Source organism: Niabella yanshanensis, from assembly GCF_034424215.1.
GTDB classification, from domain to species: domain Bacteria; phylum Bacteroidota; class Bacteroidia; order Chitinophagales; family Chitinophagaceae; genus Niabella; species Niabella yanshanensis.
Map to the genome: position 1 here is coordinate 1,289,033 of NZ_CP139960.1, position 24,035 is coordinate 1,313,067.

At 42.4% G+C, this 24,035-nt stretch carries 25 protein-coding genes and 1 riboswitch; of the genes, 12 read left to right on the top strand and 13 right to left on the bottom strand.

Features of this window, described 5'->3' with window-relative positions:
• Positions 1-14: 14 nt before the first annotated feature.
• The 3 genes from U0035_RS04945 to rimO form a co-directional block, all read right to left on the bottom strand.
• Entirely contained in the window at positions 15-392 is a 378-nt protein-coding gene (locus tag U0035_RS04945; RefSeq protein ID WP_114788935.1) for a septal ring lytic transglycosylase RlpA family protein, read from the bottom strand.
• Positions 393-629: 237 nt separating this feature from the next.
• On the bottom strand, positions 630-1,109 hold the full coding sequence (locus U0035_RS04950) for a DinB family protein (RefSeq protein ID WP_114788936.1): 480 nt from the start codon (positions 1,107-1,109) through the stop codon (positions 630-632).
• Between the two features lie 165 nt (positions 1,110-1,274).
• Positions 1,275-2,585, bottom strand: a complete 1,311-nt coding sequence (gene rimO / locus U0035_RS04955) for a 30S ribosomal protein S12 methylthiotransferase RimO (protein WP_114788937.1) — start codon at positions 2,583-2,585, stop codon at positions 1,275-1,277.
• Between the two features lie 185 nt (positions 2,586-2,770).
• Here rimO and U0035_RS04960 point away from each other — a divergent pair, with 185 nt between their 5' ends.
• The 3 genes from U0035_RS04960 (at position 2,771) to U0035_RS04970 (ending at position 5,163) form a co-directional block, all read left to right on the top strand.
• Positions 2,771-3,148 carry a hypothetical protein gene (locus U0035_RS04960; protein ID WP_162817722.1) on the top strand — a complete coding sequence of 126 codons (378 nt, stop codon included), beginning with the start codon at positions 2,771-2,773 and terminating at the stop codon, positions 3,146-3,148.
• A 98-nt stretch (positions 3,149-3,246) separates the two neighbouring features.
• A complete protein-coding gene (locus U0035_RS04965) occupies positions 3,247-3,900 on the top strand; it encodes a FadR/GntR family transcriptional regulator (protein ID WP_114788939.1) in 654 nt (217 codons plus the stop codon).
• A 42-nt stretch (positions 3,901-3,942) separates the two neighbouring features.
• Positions 3,943-5,163, top strand: coding sequence for an MFS transporter (locus U0035_RS04970; RefSeq protein WP_114788940.1), 1,221 nt, complete (start codon positions 3,943-3,945; stop codon positions 5,161-5,163).
• Between the two features lie 106 nt (positions 5,164-5,269).
• On the opposite strand, the gene ftsY is transcribed toward U0035_RS04970, so the two are convergent.
• The 4 genes from ftsY to rpmB all read right to left on the bottom strand — a co-directional run bounded on the left by ftsY (position 5,270) and on the right by rpmB (position 7,076).
• On the bottom strand, positions 5,270-6,235 hold the full coding sequence (gene ftsY / locus U0035_RS04975; protein WP_114788941.1) for a signal recognition particle-docking protein FtsY: 966 nt from the start codon (positions 6,233-6,235) through the stop codon (positions 5,270-5,272).
• Between the two features lie 139 nt (positions 6,236-6,374).
• On the bottom strand, positions 6,375-6,548 hold the full coding sequence (locus U0035_RS04980) for a DUF4295 domain-containing protein (protein WP_114788942.1): 174 nt from the start codon (positions 6,546-6,548) through the stop codon (positions 6,375-6,377).
• Between the two features lie 82 nt (positions 6,549-6,630).
• Complete coding sequence (gene rpmG, locus U0035_RS04985) at positions 6,631-6,819, bottom strand: 50S ribosomal protein L33 (protein ID WP_114788943.1); 189 nt, start codon at positions 6,817-6,819, stop codon at positions 6,631-6,633.
• A 20-nt stretch (positions 6,820-6,839) separates the two neighbouring features.
• Positions 6,840-7,076: a 50S ribosomal protein L28 gene (rpmB, locus tag U0035_RS04990; RefSeq protein ID WP_114789674.1), complete on the bottom strand. Its 237-nt coding sequence runs from the start codon at positions 7,074-7,076 to the stop codon at positions 6,840-6,842.
• Positions 7,077-7,261: 185 nt separating this feature from the next.
• Here rpmB and U0035_RS04995 point away from each other — a divergent pair, with 185 nt between their 5' ends.
• Both U0035_RS04995 and U0035_RS05000 read left to right on the top strand, forming a co-directional pair.
• Positions 7,262-7,771 carry a DinB family protein gene (locus U0035_RS04995; protein WP_114788944.1) on the top strand — a complete coding sequence of 170 codons (510 nt, stop codon included), beginning with the start codon at positions 7,262-7,264 and terminating at the stop codon, positions 7,769-7,771.
• Between the two features lie 9 nt (positions 7,772-7,780).
• Positions 7,781-8,650 carry a sugar phosphate isomerase/epimerase family protein gene (locus tag U0035_RS05000; protein ID WP_114788945.1) on the top strand — a complete coding sequence of 290 codons (870 nt, stop codon included), beginning with the start codon at positions 7,781-7,783 and terminating at the stop codon, positions 8,648-8,650.
• A gap of 113 nt (positions 8,651-8,763) precedes the next feature.
• On the opposite strand, the gene U0035_RS05005 is transcribed toward U0035_RS05000, so the two are convergent.
• Entirely contained in the window at positions 8,764-9,714 is a 951-nt protein-coding gene (locus U0035_RS05005) for a bifunctional helix-turn-helix transcriptional regulator/GNAT family N-acetyltransferase (RefSeq protein ID WP_114788946.1), read from the bottom strand.
• A gap of 369 nt (positions 9,715-10,083) precedes the next feature.
• Between U0035_RS05005 and lpdA the strand changes: the two genes are divergently transcribed.
• From lpdA to U0035_RS05030, 5 genes are all read left to right on the top strand, one after another.
• The gene (gene lpdA, locus U0035_RS05010) at positions 10,084-11,487 is read left to right on the top strand and encodes a dihydrolipoyl dehydrogenase (protein WP_114788947.1); all 1,404 of its coding nucleotides are present in this window, start codon (positions 10,084-10,086) and stop codon (positions 11,485-11,487) included.
• 117 nt (positions 11,488-11,604) lie between these two features.
• Positions 11,605-12,429, top strand: coding sequence for an alpha/beta hydrolase (locus U0035_RS05015; RefSeq protein ID WP_114788948.1), 825 nt, complete (start codon positions 11,605-11,607; stop codon positions 12,427-12,429).
• 139 nt (positions 12,430-12,568) lie between these two features.
• Positions 12,569-13,003 (top strand): energy transducer TonB, encoded by a 435-nt coding sequence (locus U0035_RS05020; RefSeq protein ID WP_114788949.1) that lies wholly within the window; start codon positions 12,569-12,571, stop codon positions 13,001-13,003.
• A 148-nt stretch (positions 13,004-13,151) separates the two neighbouring features.
• Positions 13,152-14,705: a signal peptidase I gene (gene lepB, locus U0035_RS05025; protein ID WP_114788950.1), complete on the top strand. Its 1,554-nt coding sequence runs from the start codon at positions 13,152-13,154 to the stop codon at positions 14,703-14,705.
• 183 nt (positions 14,706-14,888) lie between these two features.
• Positions 14,889-14,994, top strand: a riboswitch (TPP riboswitch).
• Between the two features lie 77 nt (positions 14,995-15,071).
• A complete protein-coding gene (locus U0035_RS05030; RefSeq protein ID WP_114789675.1) occupies positions 15,072-17,318 on the top strand; it encodes a TonB-dependent receptor in 2,247 nt (748 codons plus the stop codon).
• Between the two features lie 77 nt (positions 17,319-17,395).
• On the opposite strand, the gene U0035_RS05035 is transcribed toward U0035_RS05030, so the two are convergent.
• The 4 genes from U0035_RS05035 to U0035_RS05050 form a co-directional block, all read right to left on the bottom strand.
• A complete protein-coding gene (locus U0035_RS05035; RefSeq protein ID WP_114788951.1) occupies positions 17,396-17,707 on the bottom strand; it encodes a rhodanese-like domain-containing protein in 312 nt (103 codons plus the stop codon).
• Positions 17,708-17,731: 24 nt separating this feature from the next.
• The gene (locus U0035_RS05040; protein ID WP_114788952.1) at positions 17,732-18,562 is read right to left on the bottom strand and encodes a PASTA domain-containing protein; all 831 of its coding nucleotides are present in this window, start codon (positions 18,560-18,562) and stop codon (positions 17,732-17,734) included.
• A 100-nt stretch (positions 18,563-18,662) separates the two neighbouring features.
• A complete protein-coding gene (locus U0035_RS05045) occupies positions 18,663-19,649 on the bottom strand; it encodes a D-alanine--D-alanine ligase (RefSeq protein ID WP_114788953.1) in 987 nt (328 codons plus the stop codon).
• Between the two features lie 111 nt (positions 19,650-19,760).
• On the bottom strand, positions 19,761-20,108 hold the full coding sequence (locus U0035_RS05050; RefSeq protein ID WP_114788954.1) for a 4Fe-4S dicluster domain-containing protein: 348 nt from the start codon (positions 20,106-20,108) through the stop codon (positions 19,761-19,763).
• A gap of 161 nt (positions 20,109-20,269) precedes the next feature.
• Between U0035_RS05050 and U0035_RS05055 the strand changes: the two genes are divergently transcribed.
• Complete coding sequence (locus U0035_RS05055) at positions 20,270-21,274, top strand: acyl-CoA reductase (RefSeq protein WP_114788955.1); 1,005 nt, start codon at positions 20,270-20,272, stop codon at positions 21,272-21,274.
• Between the two features lie 207 nt (positions 21,275-21,481).
• Positions 21,482-23,041, top strand: coding sequence for a trypsin-like peptidase domain-containing protein (locus tag U0035_RS05060; RefSeq protein ID WP_114788956.1), 1,560 nt, complete (start codon positions 21,482-21,484; stop codon positions 23,039-23,041).
• Positions 23,042-23,119: 78 nt separating this feature from the next.
• Here the strand turns inward: U0035_RS05060 and U0035_RS05065 are convergent, their stop codons facing one another.
• Positions 23,120-23,968 (bottom strand): DUF4886 domain-containing protein, encoded by an 849-nt coding sequence (locus U0035_RS05065; protein ID WP_114788957.1) that lies wholly within the window; start codon positions 23,966-23,968, stop codon positions 23,120-23,122.
• Positions 23,969-24,035: the final 67 nt, after the last annotated feature.

Consider the following 24,035-nt stretch of genomic DNA (forward strand, 5'->3'; position numbering starts at 1 on the left):
AATTTCATTAATTCTTATAAAGAATTATTATCATCTTTTTTGCCTTCTAATATTTTAACTTCTACAGGAACCAAACCATTGTTTGCATGAGCAATTTTCTGAAAGGCAGATTTGCTTAAATCCACCCGGCCTTTTACATGTGGGGCCATCCTGTCATTCACTACAACCTGTACACTTTTTCCTGTTTTTTTATTAGTAACTAATAAACGTGTACCCAGTTTGTAGATATTAGAAGCGGCTGTTAAAAGATAGTCTCTGTATATATCACCCGTTGCGGTTTTACGGCCATTGAACTTACTGTGATAATACGATGCTTTTTGCGAAGTACTTTGAGCGAAGCCTTTGGCATAACTGAAAATAAAAGCAAAAAACAGAACTAACCATTTCTTCATGTGAGATATTTTAGTTAAACAATAAACGCTGAAAAACCAATTTTATTTTACTGCGTCTCTATAACGTTATTTTACTAACATGCAAAATACGGGTGCAAAGTTACGTTGAAACGGACTTACAGCTTGTCAATAAAGGTGACAATCTGGCTTAATTATATTCTAAAATATTGAAAATCAATATGACGATCTAACAAAACAGCATTTTTCTTTATTTTACAGATTTTTTTGCTCCAAAGCCTAGGAAACGGACGACACGGAAACCAGTTTCCTGATCAGCACTATTTGCCCCAAATGATAGTAGCTATGCTCTAAAACTCCTTGTATATTTCTTAGGTAGGTATCGTATTTTTCTTCTACAAATACCTCGTCGAACAGTTGATCATCCATTTGGGCCACCGCATCTGTAAATTTTTCTGCATTACCTAAGAGTGAACCAACCAAACTTTCCCAATCAGCCTCCGTTTCTATTGGGGGAAGATCAAAACTATATTGATCACTGATCTCCAGCTTTCCTCCGTTAAATACATTGAGAATTCCTTCCAGATAGTAGTTAATATGAAAGGTCAGAGCCGCAATGGTGTTTAAATCTCCTATTTGTTTAATGGCCAGCTCCAGGTTCACTGATAGCAACTGATCTTTATAATTGGTATTGGCAATCCAGCGACCGTCCAAATAAACTTCTCTGAGCCGGTTGGCGAGAAAAACATTCCTTTCCATGCTATATTATTTTATGCAAAGTACGCAAAGAAAAAAGACGTGATATACACGTCTGTCATTTATTGAATTCAAACTCCCGATTCCCCCTGTTTACTACTCCCTACTTGCCGCTTGCTGCTCCCTACTTGCTCCCCCCTACTTGCCACTTGCTACTCCCTACTTGCTTTAAGGCACCACCACTCCCTCCAGGTCATAATCATAGGCCTTTTCGATCCTTACGTTATAAAACGCACCGATCTTCAGTCTCTGATCACTGGTGATGATCACTTCATTATCTACTTCCACACTATCAAATTCGGTGCGGCCAATATAACGACCTGCTTCTTTTTTATCAATAATAGTTTTGAAAACTTTACCTATTTTTTCCTGGTTCAATTTGTAGGATATCTCCTGCTGATGCTCCATTACTTCCTGTGCCCGGCGCTCTTTTTCTTCCTGCGGTACATCATCTTCTAACTGGTATGCACCTGTATTTTCCTCATGTGAATAAGTAAATACCCCTACCCTGTCAAAACGGTGTTTATCAAGGAATGATTTTAATTCATTAATATCATCCTGTGTTTCACCCGGGAAGCCGGCTATCAAAGTAGTGCGCAAACAAATACCCGGAACTCTCTCTCTTATGGTAGCGATCAATTCGTCCATCTCCGCCTGTTTGATCTGTCTTTTCATTGCATCCAGCATACGGTCAGATGCATGTTGTAACGGGATATCCAGGTATTTACAAATATTATCGCGCTCCCTCATCACATCCAGTATCTCTAAGGGAAATTTGGTTGGATACGCATAGTGCAGCCTGATCCACTCTAATCCTTTCACATCTGCCAGGCGATGTAATAATTCTGACAGCATCCGCTTTTTATAAATATCGAGGCCATAATAAGTCAGCTCCTGCGCAATTAGCATTACTTCTTTCACACCCATACGCACCAGCTTTTCAGCCTCCATCACCAACTCGTCAATCGGCTTGCTGATATGTTTGCCACGCATCAGGGGAATGGCGCAAAATGTGCAGGTGCGGTTGCAGCCTTCAGAAATTTTCAGGTAAGCATAATGTTTGGGAGTAGCTAACAGGCGCTCTCCCACTAGCTCCGTTTTATAATCAGCTTCAAATTGCTTTAAGATAGAAGGTAATTCCATCGTACCGAAAAAAGCATCCACTTCAGGTATTTCCTCCTCCAGGTTATTCTTGTAACGCTCACTCAGGCAGCCGGTTACGTATACCTTATCCAGGCGGCCGCGTTTCTTCAACTCCACCTGCTCCAGAATCGTGTTAATACTCTCTTCCTTTGCTTTATCAATGAAACCGCAGGTATTGACAACCACTATATTATGATCCCGTTTCTTGTTTTCATGCACCACATCAATATCATTAGCCAGTAGCTGACCGCTCAACACTTCGCTATCCACCATGTTTTTGCTACAGCCTAATGTAATGATGTTAACCTTATCTTTTTTTAGCGTTCTTACTTTCAATCTCTGTTTTTTTAAGGACTGCAAAGGTACAGCATTTATCAGACTCCTCTAACAATAGCCTGATTAGCCCGTAGCGATGCCATTTCGCAAATAAACCAGTTACAATTGTATAGTTACAATAAAGTATTGAAATGCTGCTGCTGCGGTCTTTAATTAAATCCTGCGGCAATTACAAAACATTAAATATGGTGGTAAATCAACTACGGATTAACGACCAGGCTTCTCCCTTTCATGGAAACGGGCTGCCGGTTAACGAAGACTTAACAAAGGATCAGATCATTTCCCTGTCATCTATTAGAAATAATAGTATGGGAAACAGACTGTATAAAATATCCACTGAAACCAACCTGAAATATACCTTCGCTGCCGCGAAAGAAACACTACGCAGGAAATTAAACGTTTCAAAATTATGCAACGCCCATTGTGGTTTAAACAGTGAAGGGCATATTACGCTCAGGTACTCCGACAGTTATTTTGATGAAAGGCAATACTGCTCGCAGGGAGAACTGGATCTTGTTTCAGGAAAGATAGAGGCCGCTGTATCCGAATGCGTCATTAATTAGGAGGCTAAGCGGTAATTAATGTAGCCATATAATAGCTTTGTAGAATATCACTCCAAACAACTATCTTCGCAGTCATCTGATGATATGATGAATTAACAATGGAACCCATTTTACGAAAATCGCTGGCACAGGAAGTAGCAGATGCTATTAAGGAGAAGATTCAAAAAGGATTTTTCCCGGTTGACGCAAAGCTGCCGACAGAACCCGAACTGATGAAAAGCTTTTCAGTGGGGCGGTCCACTATTCGTGAGGCGACGCGATATCTGGCACAGTCGGGGTTTGTGCAGGTAAAACAAGGCGTCGGGAGTTTTGTAATCAGTACATCGGGCAACCATGGCCTTGACGATAAAATAGAGAAAGCAGGGTTTGCAGCTATCTTCGAAGTAAGGCAATTAATAGAAATGCAGATTATTGAAAAAGCTGTTAGCAACAGAACGCAACGGCATTTAGCAGCTATGCGTAAACACCTGAAAGAGCGGGCGTTTTTTGCAGCAGCGGGTGACCTGGAAGCCTGTATAAAAGCTGATATTGCTTTTCACACAACAGTAGCTGAAAGTTGTGGCAACTCCATATTAACCGAATTATACAAAACGCTGTCAACCCATGTATCCAGGTCTTTTTCAGAATCCTATGCTGACACCCAACCTTTCGCATACTCTCAGAACGAACATGAAACGCTCCTAAAGCATATAGAAGCGGGCAATAAAATCAAAGCACTTGAATCTGCAAAAAAAATAATCGGACATTTATAATTTTTTTCACCTAAGTCATCAGATGACCTGATGTTTAAAATCATGAAAGCAACAACTTCAACTACAGCAGCATTAACAGCAAGTCAAACAGTTTACCCTATCCTTTTTGCCATTAGCTTATCTCACTTATTGAACGATCTCATTCAATCGGTGATACCGGCCGTTTACCCGCTGCTTAAAACCAACTATGCCTTGAACTTTACACAAATTGGTATTATCACTTTAGTATTCCAGCTTACAGCTTCCATACTACAACCTTTTGTGGGCTCTTATACCGATAAAAAGCCTAATCCGAAATCGCTGGTGATTGGTATGACCTTTTCATTGATCGGATTATTGTTTATAGCTTTTGCCAGCAATTTCTACTATATTCTGGCATCGGTATGCCTTATCGGGATGGGGTCTTCTGTATTTCATCCGGAAGCCTCAAGAGTGGCGCACCTGGCGTCAGGTGGCAAAAAAGGACTGGCTCAATCTATTTTCCAGGTGGGCGGTAACGCAGGAAGTGCAGCAGGCCCCTTGCTAGCAGCGCTGATCGTTATTCCGTTCGGACAAAAATATATCGGATGGTTTGGTATACTGGCGTTGCTGGCAATTGCGGTACTAAGCTTTGTGGGCAAGTGGTACCAGCAAAATATACAACCCAGGGCTGAAAGAAAACCTGTTGTACATGATGCTGTCTCTAACCCGGGGATCACAAAAAAAAGAGTAATTATATCTATTGTTATTCTTCTGGTACTGATCTTTTCAAAATATTTTTACATGGCTTCCATGACGAGCTATTTCACATTCTACCTGATAGATAAGTTTCATGTAAGTGTACAACATTCGCAGATCTATCTCTTTATCTTTCTTGCATCGGTAGCTGCCGGAACTATTTTAGGTGGACCATTGGGAGACCGCTACGGTCGTAAGCTCATCATCTGGATATCCATATTGGGTGCGGCGCCTTTTACGTTGTTACTACCGCATGTAGGTCTTACCGCAACTGTCATTCTTTCTGTACTGATCGGGCTGATCATATCTTCTGCTTTTTCAGCAATACTGGTTTATGCAACAGAGCTGATCCCCGGAAAAGTAGGAATGGTAGCCGGCCTGTTCTTTGGTTTCGCCTTCGGAATGGGGGGTATTGGCTCGGCAGTATTGGGGTCCCTGGCAGACAAAACCAGCATCGAATATGTATTTTCTATTTGTGCTTATTTACCGCTGATCGGAATTATAACCGGCTTCCTGCCCAATATTGAAGGAAAAAAGTCTAAATAAGAAGGTCCATTAGCTTTCTATCATTATCATTTTTTTTTGCTCCTTAAAAAAAAGTGGCTGCCCGGTTTATACGAGGCAGCCACTTTAATATTGTACAGATAATTTATTACTGATCTTTCAGGCTAAATAAGCTATCCACAAATTCGTGTTTGTCAAATACCAGCAAATCCTCGGCTTTTTCACCTACCCCAATAAATTTCACGGGTATTTTAAACTGATCAGCTATGGCCAGTACCACGCCGCCTTTGGCGGTACCATCCAGTTTAGTGATCGCCATGGCAGTAACATCTGTGGCAGCAGTAAAATGTTTGGCCTGCTCTAATGCATTTTGGCCGGTAGATCCGTCTAATACCAGCAATACTTCATGAGGCGCTTCCGGAATAAACTTCTGTATCACTCTTTTGATCTTATTCAACTCATCCATTAAATGCGCTTTATTATGCAAGCGGCCGGCGGTATCGATCAGCACCACATCACTTTGGCGACTAACCGCGCTTTGCGCCGTATCGAAAGCAACAGCTGCCGGATCGCTCCCCATAGCTTGCTTTACAATAGGCACGTCCACCCGCTCGCTCCAGATGGTTAACTGATCTACCGCAGCAGCGCGAAACGTATCTGCTGCACCCAGCAATACCGATTTACCGGCTTTCTTAAAATTATAGGCCAGCTTACCAATAGTAGTGGTTTTCCCTACCCCATTTACACCCACCACTAAAACGATATAGGGCTTGGCAGGCATCGGGCTGTCGAATGTATAACTCTCTGAACCAGGCGCATCCACCAGTATATTTTCGATCTCCTCCTGCAGCATCTTATTCAATTCAGATGTACTCAGGTATTTATCGCGCGCTACTCGTTCTTCAATTTTCTTAATAATACGCACAGTTGTTTCCACTCCTACGTCTGCGCTCACCAGTGCCTCCTCCAGGTTATCCAGCACTTCTTCATCTACAGTACTCTTACCCGCAATAGCTTTGGTGATCTTACTAAAAAAGCCCTCCTTGGTTTTTTGCAAACCCTGGTCCAGCGATTCTTTTTCCTTTTTCCCAAACAGCTTTTTTAAGAAACTCATTCTAAAAGTTTAAATTTTCTATTTAAAGTTCAATATACAAATCCTGTTTGAGATATTAAACCCAATAACCTGCTACCCAAAACAACAAAAGCCATCCGCAGTTACGAATAGCCTTGCTAAATATTATTGTAAGCCAAAATTACTTTTGAGCTAAAAAATCTTTCACTTTCTCTTTGTGAACAATCTGCTCTTTAAAAGTATAAGCACCTGTTTTAGGGCTACGTACCGCACGAATCACTTTCGTCCAGTTCTTACTTTCTGCTGCTGCTTTGGCGTCTTTTACCTTCGAGTTTTTAGAAGCTGCTTTTGCCATGTCTATTTAGTTAAAAATTGATATGTTGATATGTTGAAAAGTTGTAACGTTAACCAGTTAACCTGTTAACTTATCAACTAAATTACTTGATCTCTTTATGAACAGTCACTTTCTTTAAAATCGGATTGAACTTTTTCAATTCCAATCTTTCAGGATTGTTCTTTTTATTTTTTACGGTAATATAACGGCTTGTACCAGGCTGACCGCTGGTTTTGTGCTCGGTGCACTCCAATATTACCTGAACTCTATTGCCTTTCGCTTTCTTTGCCATGGTATGTTGCTTTTAAAAAATTAGATTTTTTCGCCTTTCGCGCGCAGTTGTTTCACTACAGAGTAGAGGCCGTTCTTGTTGATGGTACGGATAGCATCAGTAGACAATTTCAATGTGATCCATTTATCTTCCTCAACCAGGTAAAACTTCTTAGTCTGTAAATTTGGTAAGAATCTACGCTTAGTTTTAATATTAGAGTGAGATACTTTATGACCACTCACTGGCGTCTTACCCGTAACCTGACATACTCTTGCCATAATAAAAAATTTTTGGATTGCAAAGGTAAGGTATTTCAAGGGGAAACAAATCTATTTTTATAGATTTTTTTTAATCATCATTCCTGAAGGGTTCTACAAATATAGCACCAGGCCTTCCAATGAAACGCATTGTATGTAAACTGATCAGCTATTTAACCCCGTATCTTTTTATATTTACCTAAAAAATGCGTCCTCAAAAAGCTGACTACCCCGTTTTTTACGATACTTATATCTGCCTGACAACCGGTGCTGATGTGCAATCTGTACTTTCTCAATCCTTAAACAACTTAGACAGTTTTTTGCACTCCATTCCGGAAAACCGATCTAACTTTGCCTATGCCGAAGGAAAATGGACGGTAAAAGAAGTTGTACAGCATTGCATTGACACTGAACGCATTTTTGCCTACCGGGCCCTATCGCATGCGCGCGGTGAACAACAATCGCTACCGGGCTTTGAGCAAAACGACTACGCTGCGACAGCTGATGTGGCTCAAAGAAGCCTTACAAGCCTGATTGAAGAATTTATATTGGTAAGACGAACTACCGTGCTTTTGTTTGAAGGCCTTTTACAAGCGGACCTCGAACGGATTGGCATCATAAACGGACAACCCATCAAAACCTTTTGCTGGGGATATATCATTGAAGGCCATTGGCTTCACCATCAACGCATTCTCAAAGAAAAATACAGCCTTTAAACAAACAACATGACAAAAAAGATTGCATGCTTTATTGCCAGCCTCCTGGCTTCCCCCCTTTGTATGTTCGCGCAGGATGTGCCCTTGCTGGGTGTATGCGCCAACCTGGATAAGGCTCCGGTTGTAAAAAAGTATAATTACGCTTTTTTACAGCCCACAGTAGGCGATGCTTTGCAACCTTTACAGGCAGATAGTGTTTTCAACAGCGGAGAAAAAATTAAAAAATCAGGTGCCAGGGTATTGGCGGCCAATGTTTTTATTCCCGGTTCTATTAAAACAACCGGGCCCGAGGTAAACGAAAAAAAAATACTGGCTTATGCTACTACCGTTTTCGAAAGAGCCCAAAGCCAGGGAATTCCCATTATCGTTTTCGGCAGCGGCGCCTCCCGTATGATCCCCGGAGGTTTTCCAAGAGATTCTGCATTTAAACAGTTCGTATCTATTGGTAAAAAGCTGGCCCCGCTGGCTGCCCGGTACAATATTGTACTGGCTCTTGAAAGTCAGAATAAAGAAGAATGCAATTTTCTGAATACCGTAAAAGAATGTATTGATGTGGCGAAGGCAGTCAATCACTCTAATTACAAAATATGCGTGGACATTTATCATATGATGCGTGAAAATGAGCCGGTATCTGTAATTACAGAAGGGGGTTCTTTGATTTATCATTGCGATATCGGCGAAAAAGCTACAAGATCAGCACCTGGCATTGCGGGTGATGATTTTACACCTTACTTTAAAGCCTTTCAGCAAATAGGCTATAAAGGAATGATCGCTCTGGAATGCCGCTTTACCGATCTGGACAAGGAGTTACCCATTGCGGCTAAAACGATCAGGGAACAATGGCAAAAAGCATTGAAGCAGATCCCGAAAAACCTCTAAGGTCATCAATAACACTATGCGTATTCATTATAGACCGCTGCCAATAGTCAGCAACCGGGGCGCGTGTCCGCACGCTATATATATACCCTCAATTTTATAAAAGATCTCCGTTTTTACAAATCAAGTACCATTTGAATATTACAACGCTTATACGGTGTAGGAAGTCCTGTTACTTTTTTGAATCCCATTTTATAATACAGGTTGATAGCCGGCTTGAGCATGGTGTTACTTTCCAGGTAAATATTTGAAGCGCCCAATTCACGGGCGGTGCCTATAACAGCCTGCCCCAGCAACCAACCTATATTTTTCCCCTGCGCCTTCGGCGAAACCGCCATTTTAGCCATTTCAAAATCATAATCCGAACCGCTCATTTTGATCAGGGCACATACGCCCACTGGTTCACCCTGGTAAAGCGCTACCAGTATTTGCCCACCTTTATCCAGTATATATTCTTTGGGATTATCCAAAGCCTTGTAATCAGCCGCCTCCATTTCAAAATACTGCGAAATCCACTCTTCGTTCAAATCTCTGAAAACCTTTGTATACTGAGGCACAAAGGGTACAATTTGCACGTCCTTGCTTTCCCTCAGCTTTTTTTGCTCCTGCACCCTTTTTAAAAGCGATTTTTGCATCAGCAGGTCTTCCCACTCCGCAATAGCCTCCCATAAGTTGTGCGTAGCTTCAGCTATAACGTTTTCAATAGCCCTTTCAATATCTTCTCCCTGGATCCTGATCTTTGCGGCCAGCTTTTTACCCTTTTCCGTAAGACCGGCTACATTCCTGCGCTTATCGTCTGACTTCAGGTTATCTTTAACCAGCCCGGCTTCCGCCATTTCCTTAATGATCTTTGTTACTGAAGGCTGGGAGTGACCTATTTCCGCTGCAATTTCTGTAATTGGCTTTGCCCCATCTGCTGCCAGAACAAAAAAAACCGGGAACCACTTCGGCACGAAATCCACCTCATAAAGCTTGTAAATGCCTTCTGCATCCTCGGTAACCTGCGCTGTTAATAATCGCAGGCGGCTTCCCAAAGCCATTTTACCCGTTCTTTCAAAAAAATCCATAATTCTATAATTAATTACATAATTAATTATGCAAATTTAGTTTATTTATTCCACTTCTGAATTTGCCGGCTCTTTTTCATCCTTGTGTCCGGGATAATGAAACAGCGATGTAGTTTACAATTTTCTGATGTTATTTATTGCTAACATTTCAACTCACATCAAGCATGCTTTGCCATTTACAGTAATTCAGCTAAATTCGCAGGGTTTAATACCCGTGGTTCAGCAGGCTCCTTATTCGAAATAAAGCCTCCAGTATCACCAGTTTGAACGGTATCGTTTGAGCGTTCTCAAACAAAAAGAACCGGTTTTAAACTACGGGGAATATAAAAATGTTCTTACTATCAAATTAAATATAAAAATTAATAACACATGGCATACGATGTAGTAGTGTTGGGAAGCGGTCCGGGCGGTTACGTAGCGGCTATCAGGGCGTCTCAACTGGGTTTAAAAACCGCAATTATTGAAAAGGAAAGCCTGGGAGGTATTTGCTTAAACTGGGGTTGTATTCCAACCAAAGCCTTATTAAAAAGCGCGCAGGTGTATAATGATATTAAGCATGCGCAGGAATTTGGTATTGAAGCAACAGGTAAGCCTAATTTCGAAGCTATTGTAAAACGTAGCCGTGGTGTAGCTGATAAAATGAGCAAAGGTGTTCAGTTTTTGATGCGCAAAAATAAAATTGATGTAGTAATGGGTTTTGGAGCTCTTAAAGCCAAAGGCCAGGTAGAGGTGAAAGGCGCTGACGGGAAGACACAGATCGTGGAAGGCAAACATATCATCGTTGCAACTGGTGGTCGCAGCCGTGAGTTGCCTGCTTTAAAACAGGATGGTAAGAAGATCATTGGTTATCGTGAAGCAATGGTATTGCCCCAACAGCCTAAAAGTATTATTGTAGTAGGCAGCGGCGCCATAGGTATTGAGTTTGGTTATTTTTATAACAGCATCGGTTCTAAAGTAACCGTAGTAGAATTTTTGCCGCGTATTGTACCAGTTGAAGATGAAGATATTTCAAAAGAACTGGAGAAAAACCTGAAAAAACAAGGCATTGATATATTAACCAGCAGCGAAGTTACTTCAGTTGACACCAGCGGAAGCGGCGTGAAAGCCAAAGTGAAAACAGCTAATGGTGAAGTGGTGCTGGAAGCAGATGTGGTATTAAGTGCTGTAGGTGTTGCAGCGAATATCGAAGGTATTGGCTTGGAAACCCTGGGTGTTAAAACTGAAAAGGGAAAAATCAACGTAGATAAGTTTTACAAAACAAATGTTGCAGGTGTATATGCTATCGGTGATTGTGTTCCTGGTCAGGCATTAGCACACGTGGCGAGCAAAGAAGCGATCATTTGCGTTGAAGCGATTGCACATGCTGAAGGCAAGTACAAGCATCAGCCCGAAGCTATTGATTATAACAACGTACCAGGTTGTACTTATTGCTACCCTGAAGTAGCCAGTGTTGGTTTTACAGAAGCAAAAGCGAAAGAAGCCGGTTACGAAGTTAAAGTGGGCAAATTCCCGTTAAGCGCCAGCGGTAAAGCAAGCGCTGCAGGTCATGCAGAAGGTTTTGTAAAAGTGATCTTTGATGCCAAATACGGCGAGTGGTTAGGTACACACATGATCGGTTACAATGTTACAGAGATCATTTCTGAAACAGTGGTAGGCCGTAAACTGGAGACTACTTACCATGAAGTGTTAAACGCGATTCACCCCCACCCCACTATCAGTGAGAGCGTGAAAGATGCTATTGAAGTAGCTTATGGTGAAGCAATACACTTATAATAGAATTGGGTTAATCAATAAGCCTCCCTCCGGGGAGGTTTTTTTATGCCCCTGTTCTTATCTTTAAGGAGTTCTGCGAGGTTGCCCGATCGTTCATAAGCCATCAAAAAAGCAATAATGAAAAAAGTATTGATCCTGCTCTTATTATCCGGTGTAGCATTATCTTCAAAAGCTGCCATTGTTGATACGGTTAATATATACAGCAATGCGATGAAGAAAAGCATAGCCTGTGTGGTGATCAAACCCCAAAGCTATGCGCAGACCGGTTATTTCCCTGTTGTATACCTGCTGCATGGAGCCGGAGGAAAATATGCCACATGGATTATGCGTGTGCCTGAATTACAGGCTTATGCAGACCAATACCAGCTGATGATTGTATGCCCGGATGGAAGCCCCGACAGCTGGTATTTTGACAGTAAAGTAAACCCTGCCGTACGATATGAAACCCACATCAGCACTGAGGTTCCGGCTTATATTGATACGCATTATAAAACGCAGCAAAACCGACATGGCAGGGCTATTACAGGTTTAAGCATGGGTGGCCATGGCGGCTTATTCCTGGGCTTTCGTCATGCGGATACTTTTGGAGCCTGTGGCAGCATGAGCGGCGGTGTGGATATAAGGCCGTTTGCTAATAAATGGAATATTCAGCATCTTATCGGCAATCCTGATTCCACGGGCTTTGACTGGAAAGATCACACGGTTGCGGAGGCCGTTGAACGATACCCGAAAGATTCAATTGCCATAATCTTTGATTGTGGTATTGATGATTTTTTTTATGCAACCAATAAAGCCCTACATCAAAAAATGCTGGAGCTAAAAATTCCACACGACTATACGGAACGGCCCGGCGGCCATGCCTGGCCTTATTGGAGAAACTCGATCCAATACCAGCTATTGTTTTTCAGAAACTACTTCGATGAAATGAAGACCCGGAACTAATAGAACAATTAAATCCCGACGACCGGTTGTTTACATCATCCCTGTTGCTTTAATAATCTCGCCCCTCAGAACAACCTATAAATAAACAGGTGGCTATGAAAAGGTTTTATTATATTAGTCTTCTATATATTAAAATCTTATGAGTAAAAAAACACCATTGTGTACTTCAATATTTTTATTGATGAGTTTGCTTTACTATACAAACCTAACCGCACAAGTTTCAAAGGCAGACACTACTATTTTTAAGGCTGACTCCACCATTTATGAGAAGGTAGACCAAAAAGCTGCTTACCGGGGCTCCTGGCTCAACCATGTGCAAAGGAACCTCAACATGCGGATACCCGTAAATAATGGAGCACCTTATGGGAGGTATACTGTGGTAATTGGTTTTGTTATCAATACTGACGGCTCTTTGACTGATTTCTCGAAACTTACTGATATGGGCTATGGTATGGAGGAAGAAACCATTCGGGTTATCAAAAAATCCGGCAGGTGGATCCCAGCTTTGCTTAATGAAAAAGCGGTTAGATCTTATAGAAAGCAATCGCTTACTTTTCTAATTAACCGAATGTAAACTCACTCAATGAGGAGAAAGATTCTCATTTCGGATAGTCGCTAACCATTACGAGAAACTCGATATACCTTATCAGTAATGTTAATTAAGCTGGTTCGCACTTCAATATCATTACTTTCCAATAAATTTGCCGCTAAAAATCTGGCCGATGCCTTTCAATCAATTATTAGTTGTATACCTGATTAGTTTACTGCTTGTTTTACTTCCGTCGTTTGGTTTGTCTAAATTATTCAAGAAAGCCGGTCACGAGTCCTGGAAAGCTTATGTACCTTTTTACAATACCTGGATTATGCAGGAAATTGCACAGCGCCCTAAACACTGGGTATTCTGGCAGTTCATACCTGTTGTGGGCTGGTTTATTACCCCTGGTATCTTTATAGAATTTGCAAAGGTGTTTTGCCGTTTTTCTTTTTTAGATCATGCGGCGGCGTCTTTGCTGGCCCCATTCTATTTTCCCTGGCTGGCCAATCATAAAGATGCGCGGTTTATTGGTGCAGAAGGCGTAAAGAAACATAAAAAGCCGGGCTGGCGAGAGTGGGTGGATGCCGCTATTTTTGCGGTGATCGCCGCTACCCTGATCCGCACATTTATTTTTGAAGCGTATACTATTCCGTCCAGCTCCATGGAGAAAACCCTTCTGGTAAGGGATTTTCTTTTTGTGAGCAAGTTTAGTTATGGACCCCGGATACCTAATACACCTCTATCTGTTCCCTTTGTACACAACTATCTTCCCAGTGTTAATACCAAGTCCTATTCTACCTTGATAGAATTACCTTATATCCGCTGGTTCGCAGCGCCTGTGAAAAGGAACGATTGCGTAGTATTTAATTTCCCTGCCGGTGATACGGTCATACACCGGCCAGAATTTGAGTCAGCCAACCCTTATTATGATATTAAAAGAAGAGCCGCAGCCGGCTCGGAAACAGATCAGTATATCCTGGCCAATCCCGATGAGTTCCCGGTAGTTGGCCACCCTTTAGATAAAACGGACAACTATATTAAACGTTGCGTGGGTATTGCCGGCGACTCGTTAAAGATTGTAGACGGCATTGTTTATATCAATAATAAACCCGGCTACGTATCTCCTACTGCAGCTACCTATTATACTTTCAAAACAAAGAACAACCTGCAGATTGATGAGGATTTTTTAAGAGAAGCAGGTATTGCCCTGAATATGGAAAGCGGCAGTCCTGATTTCAGTGCATGGCAGGATGGTATTTATCATATCAATCTTACGCTTCCTGAGCTGGAAATACTAAAAAAATTACCGGCGGTAGATGCGACCAGCATTATAAAGGAAGTAGCTCGTGGCGACGCGGGTTCTGAAAGTCTTTTCCCTTATTACGATGTTGCCCATGCGTGGACAGTAGACAATTACGGATCGATCTGGATTCCTAAAAAAGGTGGCACGGTCACTCTAAACGCCGAGACCTACCCCATGTATGAGCGCGCGATCCGCACATATGAAGGCAATACCCTCGAAAACAGGAATGGTGCCTACTTCATCAACGGGCAGCAAACCAATACTTACACTTTTAAAATGGACTATTACTGGATGATGGGTGACAACCGCCACAAAAGCCAGGATAGCCGTTTCTGGGGCTTTGTGCCGGAGAGTGCGGTAGTTGGCAAAGCCTGGATGATCTGGTTCAGCTATGATAATGGTCCGAGATGGAAAAGGCTGTTTAATATTATTAAGTAGTTAGTTCATAGTGGATAGATTATAGTTCATAGAGCAAGCCCTATTAGGTCATACTATGAACTATGATCCATGAACTATCTACTATTAACCATTCTCACCCTCCCTACTTTTCAACCATTTAACCAGTCAACTATCCGACTTTTCAACTAAAACAACTACCTTCGCACCGCTTTTAACAAAGCACAGCGTTTCCCGGGGTGCCTATCTGCCAGCAGGCGGAGAAGCTGAGATAATACCCGTAAACCTGATCAGGGTAATGCCTGCGCAGGGAAGGAAGAACTTTCTAATCCTTTCTCATTTCAGCATTTCCCTCTCATTAATTTTTTAACCCGCCTGCCTTGAGGTATGGCAAAAAAGAAAAAACAAATGAAGAGGATTCTCGTGTTCATTGGCTTGTCATGCACAGCCGGTTCATCTCTTTTCGCTCAAAGGGATAGTATCCCATCTGACAGTGTTCAACTCCTGACTCCCGTAGAAGTACGTTCTACCCGCCTCAACGAAAAATCGCCTTTTGCAGTAAGCAACATTGGTAAAAAAGAAATTGCCAAACAGAACCTGGGACAAAATTTTCCTTACCTGCTCAACCAGATTCCTTCTGTAGTAACCAGCTCTGATGATGGCGTGGGCATAGGCTATTCTTCTATGCGGATCAGGGGTTCCGATATTGCGCGTACCAATGTCACCTTCAATGGTATTCCGGTTAACGATCCTGAATCGCAGGGCGCGTTCTTTGTCAACTTTGGCGATATTGCCTCCTCTACCAGTTCGGTTCAGCTGCAACGCGGCGTAGGCTCTTCTACCAACGGGGCCGGAGCGTTTGGAGCCTCATTGAATATTTACAATATCGAACAAAACAAACAGGCTTCTGCCAGCATCAGCAATGCCTATGGCTCCTTTAATACCTGGAAACACACATTACAAGCCGGTACAGGCTTGTTGCGCGGCGGTTTCCAGTTTGATGTGCGTTTATCTAAAATCAACTCAAGCGGGTACATACAGCGCTCTAACAGCTATTTAAAATCATTGCAGTTTTTAGCCGGCTGGACCTCTAAGGATGAAATGACCAATATCAAATTCAACCTCTTATCAGGTAAAGAGAAAACCGGGCAGGCATGGAATGGTATAGGTACCATTTTCTTCGACGGCCAGGGCCCGGATGGTTTAAGCTATAGCGATCAACTGGACCTTGCCGGCCGGCGCACCAATACCCTGGGTAAAATGGCCGATGGAAACTATTACGACGACCAGACCGATAATTACCAGCAGGATTATTACCAGCTATTCCTGAATCATAAATTCAATCCCTACTGGTCAGCAAATCTTAGCTTCTTTTTAACCCGTGGTAAAGGATATTATAACGAATACAGAAAAGGCGATCCGTTCTCCGACTATGGGTTACAAAACCCTGTGATTGGAGATTCGGTAATTACATCTACGAACCTTACCCGCCAGCTTTGGCTGGACAATCATTATTACGGAACCGTATTTTCTGTAAACTATAGCAGGAATAATACGGATATCAATATCGGAGGTGCGTATACCCAATACGATGCCAAGCATTACGGATTTATAAGATGGGCGGATGTTGGCGTACCCGTCAATTACCGTTGGTACAACCTGCCCGCTTCTAAAAATGATTTTAATATTTATGCAAAGCTGCAGCAACAAATTATCACCAATTTGTATGGCTTTGTTGACCTGCAGCTGAGGTCGGTAGATTATGCGATCGAAGGGTTCAGGAAAAACCCAGGCTTACAATCCGGCGGAAAATACACATTCTTTAATCCTAAAGCAGGTGTGAGCTATATCATGAAACATGCTAATACCGCGCAAAGCAAAGTGTACGGATCGGTGGCAGTGGCCAATAAAGAGCCTAACCGGGATGACTTTGAGGCGAACACCACTGAAGCTCCTAAACATGAGCAACTAACCGATTTCGAACTTGGTTACCAATTTAATGCTAAAAAGTTTGAAGCCGGCATTAATGGTTATTATATGAAATATAATAACCAGCTGATCGCTACCGGGAAGATCAACGATGTAGGCGCCACTGCCCGCATTAACGTCGACAACAGTTACCGTGCGGGTATTGAGTTAACGGCCGCCTATCGCCCCACCTACTGGCTGCAAGCCAGTGCCAATGCCACTTTCAGCAGGAACAAATTAAAAAACCTGGTACAATATGATGTTGACTATGATAATGAAGGGCAGATCAGTGAATCCTTCAGCAATACCGACATTTCTTTTTCCCCTAATGCAGTTGCCGGAGCCGTGTTAACATTCGAGCCGTTTACCAAGCCGGAAAGTAAGCAGCATTTTTACTTTGATCTGTTGGAAAAATACGTGGGCAGGCAGTACCTGGATAATTCACAAAACCAACTCAGGAGCATTAATCCTTATGCATTAACCGATGCCAGGGTTCGTTACCAGTTTTCATCCAACGTCTTTAAGGACATCAGCATTATACTGATGGTTAATAATGTTTTCAACAAAAAATATGAAAACAACGGCTACACCTATACTTATTTATATGATGGTGTAATGACCACAGAAAATTATTACTTCACACAAGCCGGTACTAACTGGAATGTGGGATTAACATTTGGTTTCTAAACTACAAAGGCCTGCGGAGCATTCAGCTCCGCAGGCCTTCAATATCATCTTCCGGTAAGAAGAGCTTTACACCTTTTTTACTCTGCCTCAAAAGCATCTCTCCAGGCCAAAACGCCTCCCTCTACATTCACCGTTTTTTTGAACCCTTGCGAATCCAGGTAAAGACAGGCCGCAGCGCTTCTTTTTCCGCTTCGGCAGTGGATAACGATCTCCTCGTCCTGCTTTCCTTCCAGCGGGCCCAGGTCGCCGTTTTGTATATTACCCAGGGGAATCAATGTACCCCCGATATTGTACTCCTCGTACTCAGCCGGCTCCCGGCAGTCGATGAGATTTACTTTTTCACCATTGTCAATTTTTTCTTTCAATTGCTGAACGGTAATGGTTTCCATAATATTTAAAGTTTGCTTTTTTAATTATTCACTATCTGTGCTGTCGGGAACAGAAAGGTCATGATTACTTAAAGAATCAATTACCGGTGCGGTAGTGCTCACCCATACATCCATCACCTGTCCGGCCCTGATACTGATAATATGTCCCTCGTCATCAAAGCGCTCGGGGCTCTGCCTGTATACATAAGCATTTACGGTATCACGCACGCCCGGGTCGGGGATAATGGACGCCAGCTCAATACCTTTTTCCTTTAATAAAGCCCTGGCCTGCCCCAGCGTAAGACCAATCAGATTCGGAATAGCATACGCGGTATTACTCAGTTCCGAACCGATCACCAGGTCTACCTTACTTCCCATACGTATCTGGGCTCCGGGTTGAATCAGCACCCCGTTATATAATTGTTCTAACACAGAGTTCTTGGCAAAATCGGGTCTGAAGGTAGTATCGCCCAGCTTTAACCCTGCGGCCTCCAACTCCCTTAACGCATTCCGAAAACTCCTTCCTACGATGTTGGGCATTTGCGTGTAGGGCGGTTGTGACATATTATAAGTAATATAAACCGTGCGACTTGACTTTACTACTTCCAGTTCGTCGGGCACCTGCCTGATCACCCTCAGCGGTGCAATGGTATCATTATATACGCTATCCTGGATCTCTACTGTAAACCCTGCATCACTCAATATTTTTTGCGCTTCTGCCAGCGATTTACCCGTTACACTTGGAACTGTTTTGGCATCGTCGTGATTGGTAAACCACCCTAATGAGCTGATCAGCGCTACAAACAGGACCACCGCTAAAAGCAATCCAACCAATAGGTTCACCCAAAGCGGCTTACCTGTAATAAATCTAAACATTCGACAAATTTATATGGTAAACGTACATAATTTTTAGTAGACAGGTTTAAATTACCTCTTCCGGCAGAAAAATTTATGCCAGTTACTTCCAGCCAATCGCTTATACGAAACATTCCTCCACCAACAAGCTGTAAAATTCCTTCAGGTTACCACCGGCTGCAGCTACCTGTTGCGGAATCAGGCTAGCGGCGCTCTGACCGGGTATTGTATTCACTTCCAGCATAAAGGGTGCTCCGACAGCTTCACTATAAATAAAATCAATACGTATCACTCCCCTGCAGTTAAATATCGCATATACCTGCCGGGCTGCTGCTCTTATTTTATCGGCGATCAGCTCATCCACCTGCGCTGGTGTTACTTCGGTAGACTTACCTTCATATTTTGCTTCAAAGTCGAAAAAAACCTTGGAATCATCTGCTTTTACTTCTGTCATGGGCAGGGTAATGATTTCCCCCCTTGATTTATAAACGCCAATAGTAAATTCACGGCCCACGATCATTTCCTCCACCAGCACCTGGGTGTCTTCTTTGAAAGCCTTTTCTATCGCAGGTTGCAGCTCTTCCGGCTGTAATACTTTGCTCATACCAATGCTGGATCCGCCGCTATTGGGTTTCACAAACAGCGGCAATTGCAATTTTTGCAAAATGTCTGCGCCATCAACCGGCGAATGGTCAAATAATAAAACCGATTGCGCTACATTAATGCCCGATTTGCCAGCCACCCCGGTTGTATAGCTTTTATTCATAGCAAGGGCCGATGTAGCCGCGTTACAACCTGTGTAAGGTATCTTCAGCATATCAAAATACCCTTGCAATTTCCCGTCTTCGCCAGGCGTACCATGCAAAGCGATCAGTACCGCATCAAACCTGATTATTTGATCTTTATCCTGAACAGTGAAGTCGTTTTTGTCAACAGCCACCGGCTCTCCCTGTTCCGGTTCATAAAACCAACCCTCCCGGGTAATATTGATCCTGTAAACATCATATTGCTGCCGATCAAGATTATTTTGAATGGTAGTAGCGCTTTTATAGGATATTACGGCTTCGCCGGAATATCCCCCCGTAACCAATGCTATATTTTTTTTCATGCGGAATGAACTGTTTAGGATTTACCAATCTTTTTTTTATGAAAAACCTCACAGGATATCGCCCTGTGAGGTTCTAAAGCGTGGCTGATAAAAGGACACGCCACTGATTTTTTAAACGTGTAATTTATCTTTTTTCTCCATCAGCTGATCCACTGTTTCCTGGTACATCTCATCAGGTACACAGCAGTCCACCGGGCAAACGGACGCACATTGGGGTTCTTCATGAAATCCCTGGCATTCAGTACATTTATCGGGAGTGATATAATAGGTATCCACTGCTAAAGGTTCATTTTTAAAATGAGCATCTACTACGTTCCCGTTCATTAAGGTAAATGCTCCGTTTACTGAAGTACCGTCTGAAATAGCCCATTCTACCCCACCCTCATAAATAGCGTTATTCGGGCACTCCGGTTCACATGCTCCACAGTTTATACACTCATCTGTAATTTTTATTGCCATATCCTATTGTTTGTTTTATGAAACTATATTTGTTCGTATAATCTGCAAAATTACTGAATGGACATGAAATGCACGATATGAACCCTCAAACAAAATTCAGGTAAACAATTTAAGACCGTTAAATTCGCCTTTTGAAGAGTTGAGCAACAAAAAATAAACAAATGACTTTACAAAAACGTATTGAAATATTAGTGCAACTGGGACAATATATGCAGGAAAACAGCGAAGATTGGCAAGAGATCAAACAAAAGGCTTTTGTGCATAACGGCTGGTTTTTACCCGATTTTATAGACCTGAGCGTTAATAATATTACCCGGTATTTCCTGCAAACGGAAGTCCTGCAAAACTGGGTCAGCCAATATCCGGACCTGGCGCAGGAACCAGCTTCACCCCGGCTGGTTGGGATTGTTATGGCCGGTAATATACCTCTGGTAGGTTTTCACGACTTTCTTTGCGTATTTATCAGTGGGCACAGATGCCTGATTAAACCATCGTCGAAAGATGAAGTGTTGATTAAACACCTGGTTGCTAAAATAATTGAATGGGCACCGGAGTTGGATGAATTTATTGCTTTTGCGGAGCTGCTTAAAAATTGTGATGCCTATATCGCTACCGGTAGTAATAGCACAGCCGGCCACTTTGAATATTATTTTGGTCGTTTTCCTCATATCATCCGCCGTAACCGCACTTCTGTTGCTGTTATAACCGGCACTGAAACGAAGGAAGAGCTGGAGCAACTTGCTGATGACATTTACCTGTATTTCGGTATGGGCTGCCGCAACATCACTAAAATATATGTGCCGCAACATTACGATTTTGAGTCGCTGATCAATATCTTTAAGAAATATGATTACCTGGCAGATCATCATAAGTATAAAAACAACTATGATTACAACCTGGCGCTCCATATTCTCAATAACAAATTTTATATGAGCAATGCAGCACTTTTATTGGTGGAAGAAAAAAGCCTTTTTTCACCGGTCAGCCAGTTGAATTATGAAGTATATGAAAATATTGAAATGGTTAAAGCTGAACTGAATCAAAGCAATGATGTGCAATGTGTAGTGGGTAACGGATTTATACCTTTTGGCCACGCCCAGCACCCATCGCTGACAGACTATGCCGATGGAGTGGACACGATGCAATGGCTGGCAACCCTTAGGTAGGGTTGTTACTTTAACATATAATTGATGAAGCTGGCGAAATAAAAGCTTATCATTCAACGTCAAACAAAACAATTCACAAAGTACGAAGACTTTAGTAAAACTTTGTTAAACTCAAACCTGTCAAAAAAAAATACATCTGACAATTTGTTATTTTGTGAAAGAATAGGAATAGTTTTTGAATAACTCATTAAAAAAGTGAACAAGAGTATGAAAGTTAAACAGTTAGTACTGGTAGTAGTGGTTAGCGTACTATCAGCTTTTGCAGGAGTTTACATTTACGGAAAATTTTTCAGGAGTAGTTCGGCCGGGTTAGGACTTCCGGTAGATGGAAAGTTGCCTGTTAATTATGCCAGTTTTTTTGACAGTAAAGGAAATGCGGCAGAGCCTACCGATTTCACCAAAGCTTCGCAGTCAGCGGTTCCGGCCGTTGTGCATATCAAAACGAAAATACCGGCTAAGCAAGTGACCAATGATCTGCCCAACAGCCGGGGAGGTGGCCGCGATCCTTTTGAAGATTTCTTTGGAGATTTCTTCGGTGGCGGCATGGGTCCGCAAATCATTCCTGAACAAAGAGCTTCGGGTAGCGGCGTTATTATCAGCCAGGACGGTTATATTGTAACCAATAACCACGTTATTTCTGACAGGGATGGCAAAGGAATTGCCCCTGAGATCAAGGTAACCTTAAACGAAGGAAGAAAAACCTACACGGCCAAAGTGGTAGGTCGCGATCCAAGTACCGACCTGGCAGTTTTGAAAATAGAAGCTACCAGCCTGCCTTACCTGATTTATGGTAACTCAGACCATCTGCAATTAGGTCAGTGGGTGTTAGCTGTGGGTTATCCTTTTAACCTGGAAGCTACCGTGACAGCGGGTATCATTAGTGCAAAAGGAAGAAGCATTGGCATTAACAGCCAGCAAAGCCAGTCGCCTGTGGAGTCATTCATACAAACAGATGCGGCAGTAAACTCTGGTAACAGTGGTGGCGCCCTGATTAATACCAACGGAGAACTGATCGGCATTAATTCTGCGATCCTGGCTCCGGGTGGAACTTACGCCGGTTATTCGTTTGCTATACCTTCTACTATTGTTAGAAAGATAGTAAACGATATTGTTAAGTTTGGAGATGTGAAGCGTGGTTACCTGGGTGTAACTTATTCGCCGCAATCTGCCCAGAACGAAGAATACCTGAAAAGAGCAGGACTCCAGGATGGTGTGTATGTATTAGGCACAGATCCTGACGGAGGAGCCGGCAAAGCAGGTATTAAGAAAGGCGATATCATCACCAAAATCAACGGAAGGGATATTGTTTCAGGTTTGGAAATCAGCGGGGCTATTGCAAGTGCACAACCTGGCGACAAAGTAAAACTCACCTATGTTCGTGCCGGAAAAGAAAATACAGTGGATGTAACCTTGTCAGCGCAATCAAAAATGGTGCAGATCACTTCAGCGGAAGCTATCGGCGATCGTTTAGGTGTGGATCTGAAAAATGTGGAATCACAACGTGCTACCCAGTTAAGAATCAAGGGCGGTGTTGAAGTAACCAATATAAAATCAGATGGTCCGCTGAGAAGAACGCGTATGGAGAAAGGATTTATTATCACTTCTGTAAACGGAAGGGAAATTAAGAACGTAGATGAGTTTGCGCAGATGTTATCGCAGGCCAGGGGAAGTACGATCGAACTGGTGGGTATTTACCCCGGATATAGCGGAAGGTACAGCTACCAGATCAATTTGTCGGGAGATGAAGCAGATGGCGGAGCATTCTAGAAGAAACTTGTAACAACAATAACAAAACAGGCCGTGGTTTAAACCACGGCCTGTTTTATATAATAAATTGAATACACACTAAAGCTTTATTTTAGACACCCGGAAAGGTTTTTTAACGGCTTTATGTGCGGCTGTTTTAGCTATAGTGGCCTGCAAGTCAGAAAGCTTTTGCGGTTTGTAGGTATTCTTGCGAACATCGGTATTAAAAAGCTTTTCATACCAGGTACAGGCAGCAGTAAAACGGCCATAATCCAGGTTCAAATGGTACCCATCTCTTGTATAACGATCGCCAATGCTGGAAGTTCGTCCATTTTGAACAGCAGTGCCGGAAGGAACAATAAATTTAAACCATCCCGATTTACTAAGCCTCTTTGAAACATCTACTATCTGTTCGTACATTATTTTTTGCTGCCGGTTATAATTGGCAAACCCTGTATGTTTGGAGTCCTGCTGGTAAGCCCATGTCTGATGGTACACTAAAGCAGCACCAGGCGCTTTTGACTTTACATAATTGACCAGCAAGGGTAAATGCTTCATTATGACATCATATTTCCCGGAGAGCGGACTGGCCTGCTGTAAACTGATATAATCCCAGTCTTCATCGGCAATAGCTTCCTCGATACTAACGTTTTTCCTGCTTAGTTTTTCGCCATTTAATTGCGTCTTTCTATAATCGTAGGCTTTTTTGTTGCTATCCGCGTTTTTAACATGCAGGTCGATGGGCGCGCCACCTATATACATGTTACCAATAATAATCTTCTTATCATTGGCTTTTGCCAGGTCATATAAATAGTTCTCCAGCGCATCTTCTGAAAAACTGTTACCAATGGCTAAAATTTTTAAAACTTCAGGGTGTTTAGTCTTTTGGGCTGCTACCGCATATACCTGGAAGACGACGAGGGTAATTAAAACAATACATTTTTTCATAGGGATAAAAATATAACTTTTAAACAGTTTGCACGTGTTCATCGGATGCCTGCTTACAAGTGGGTTT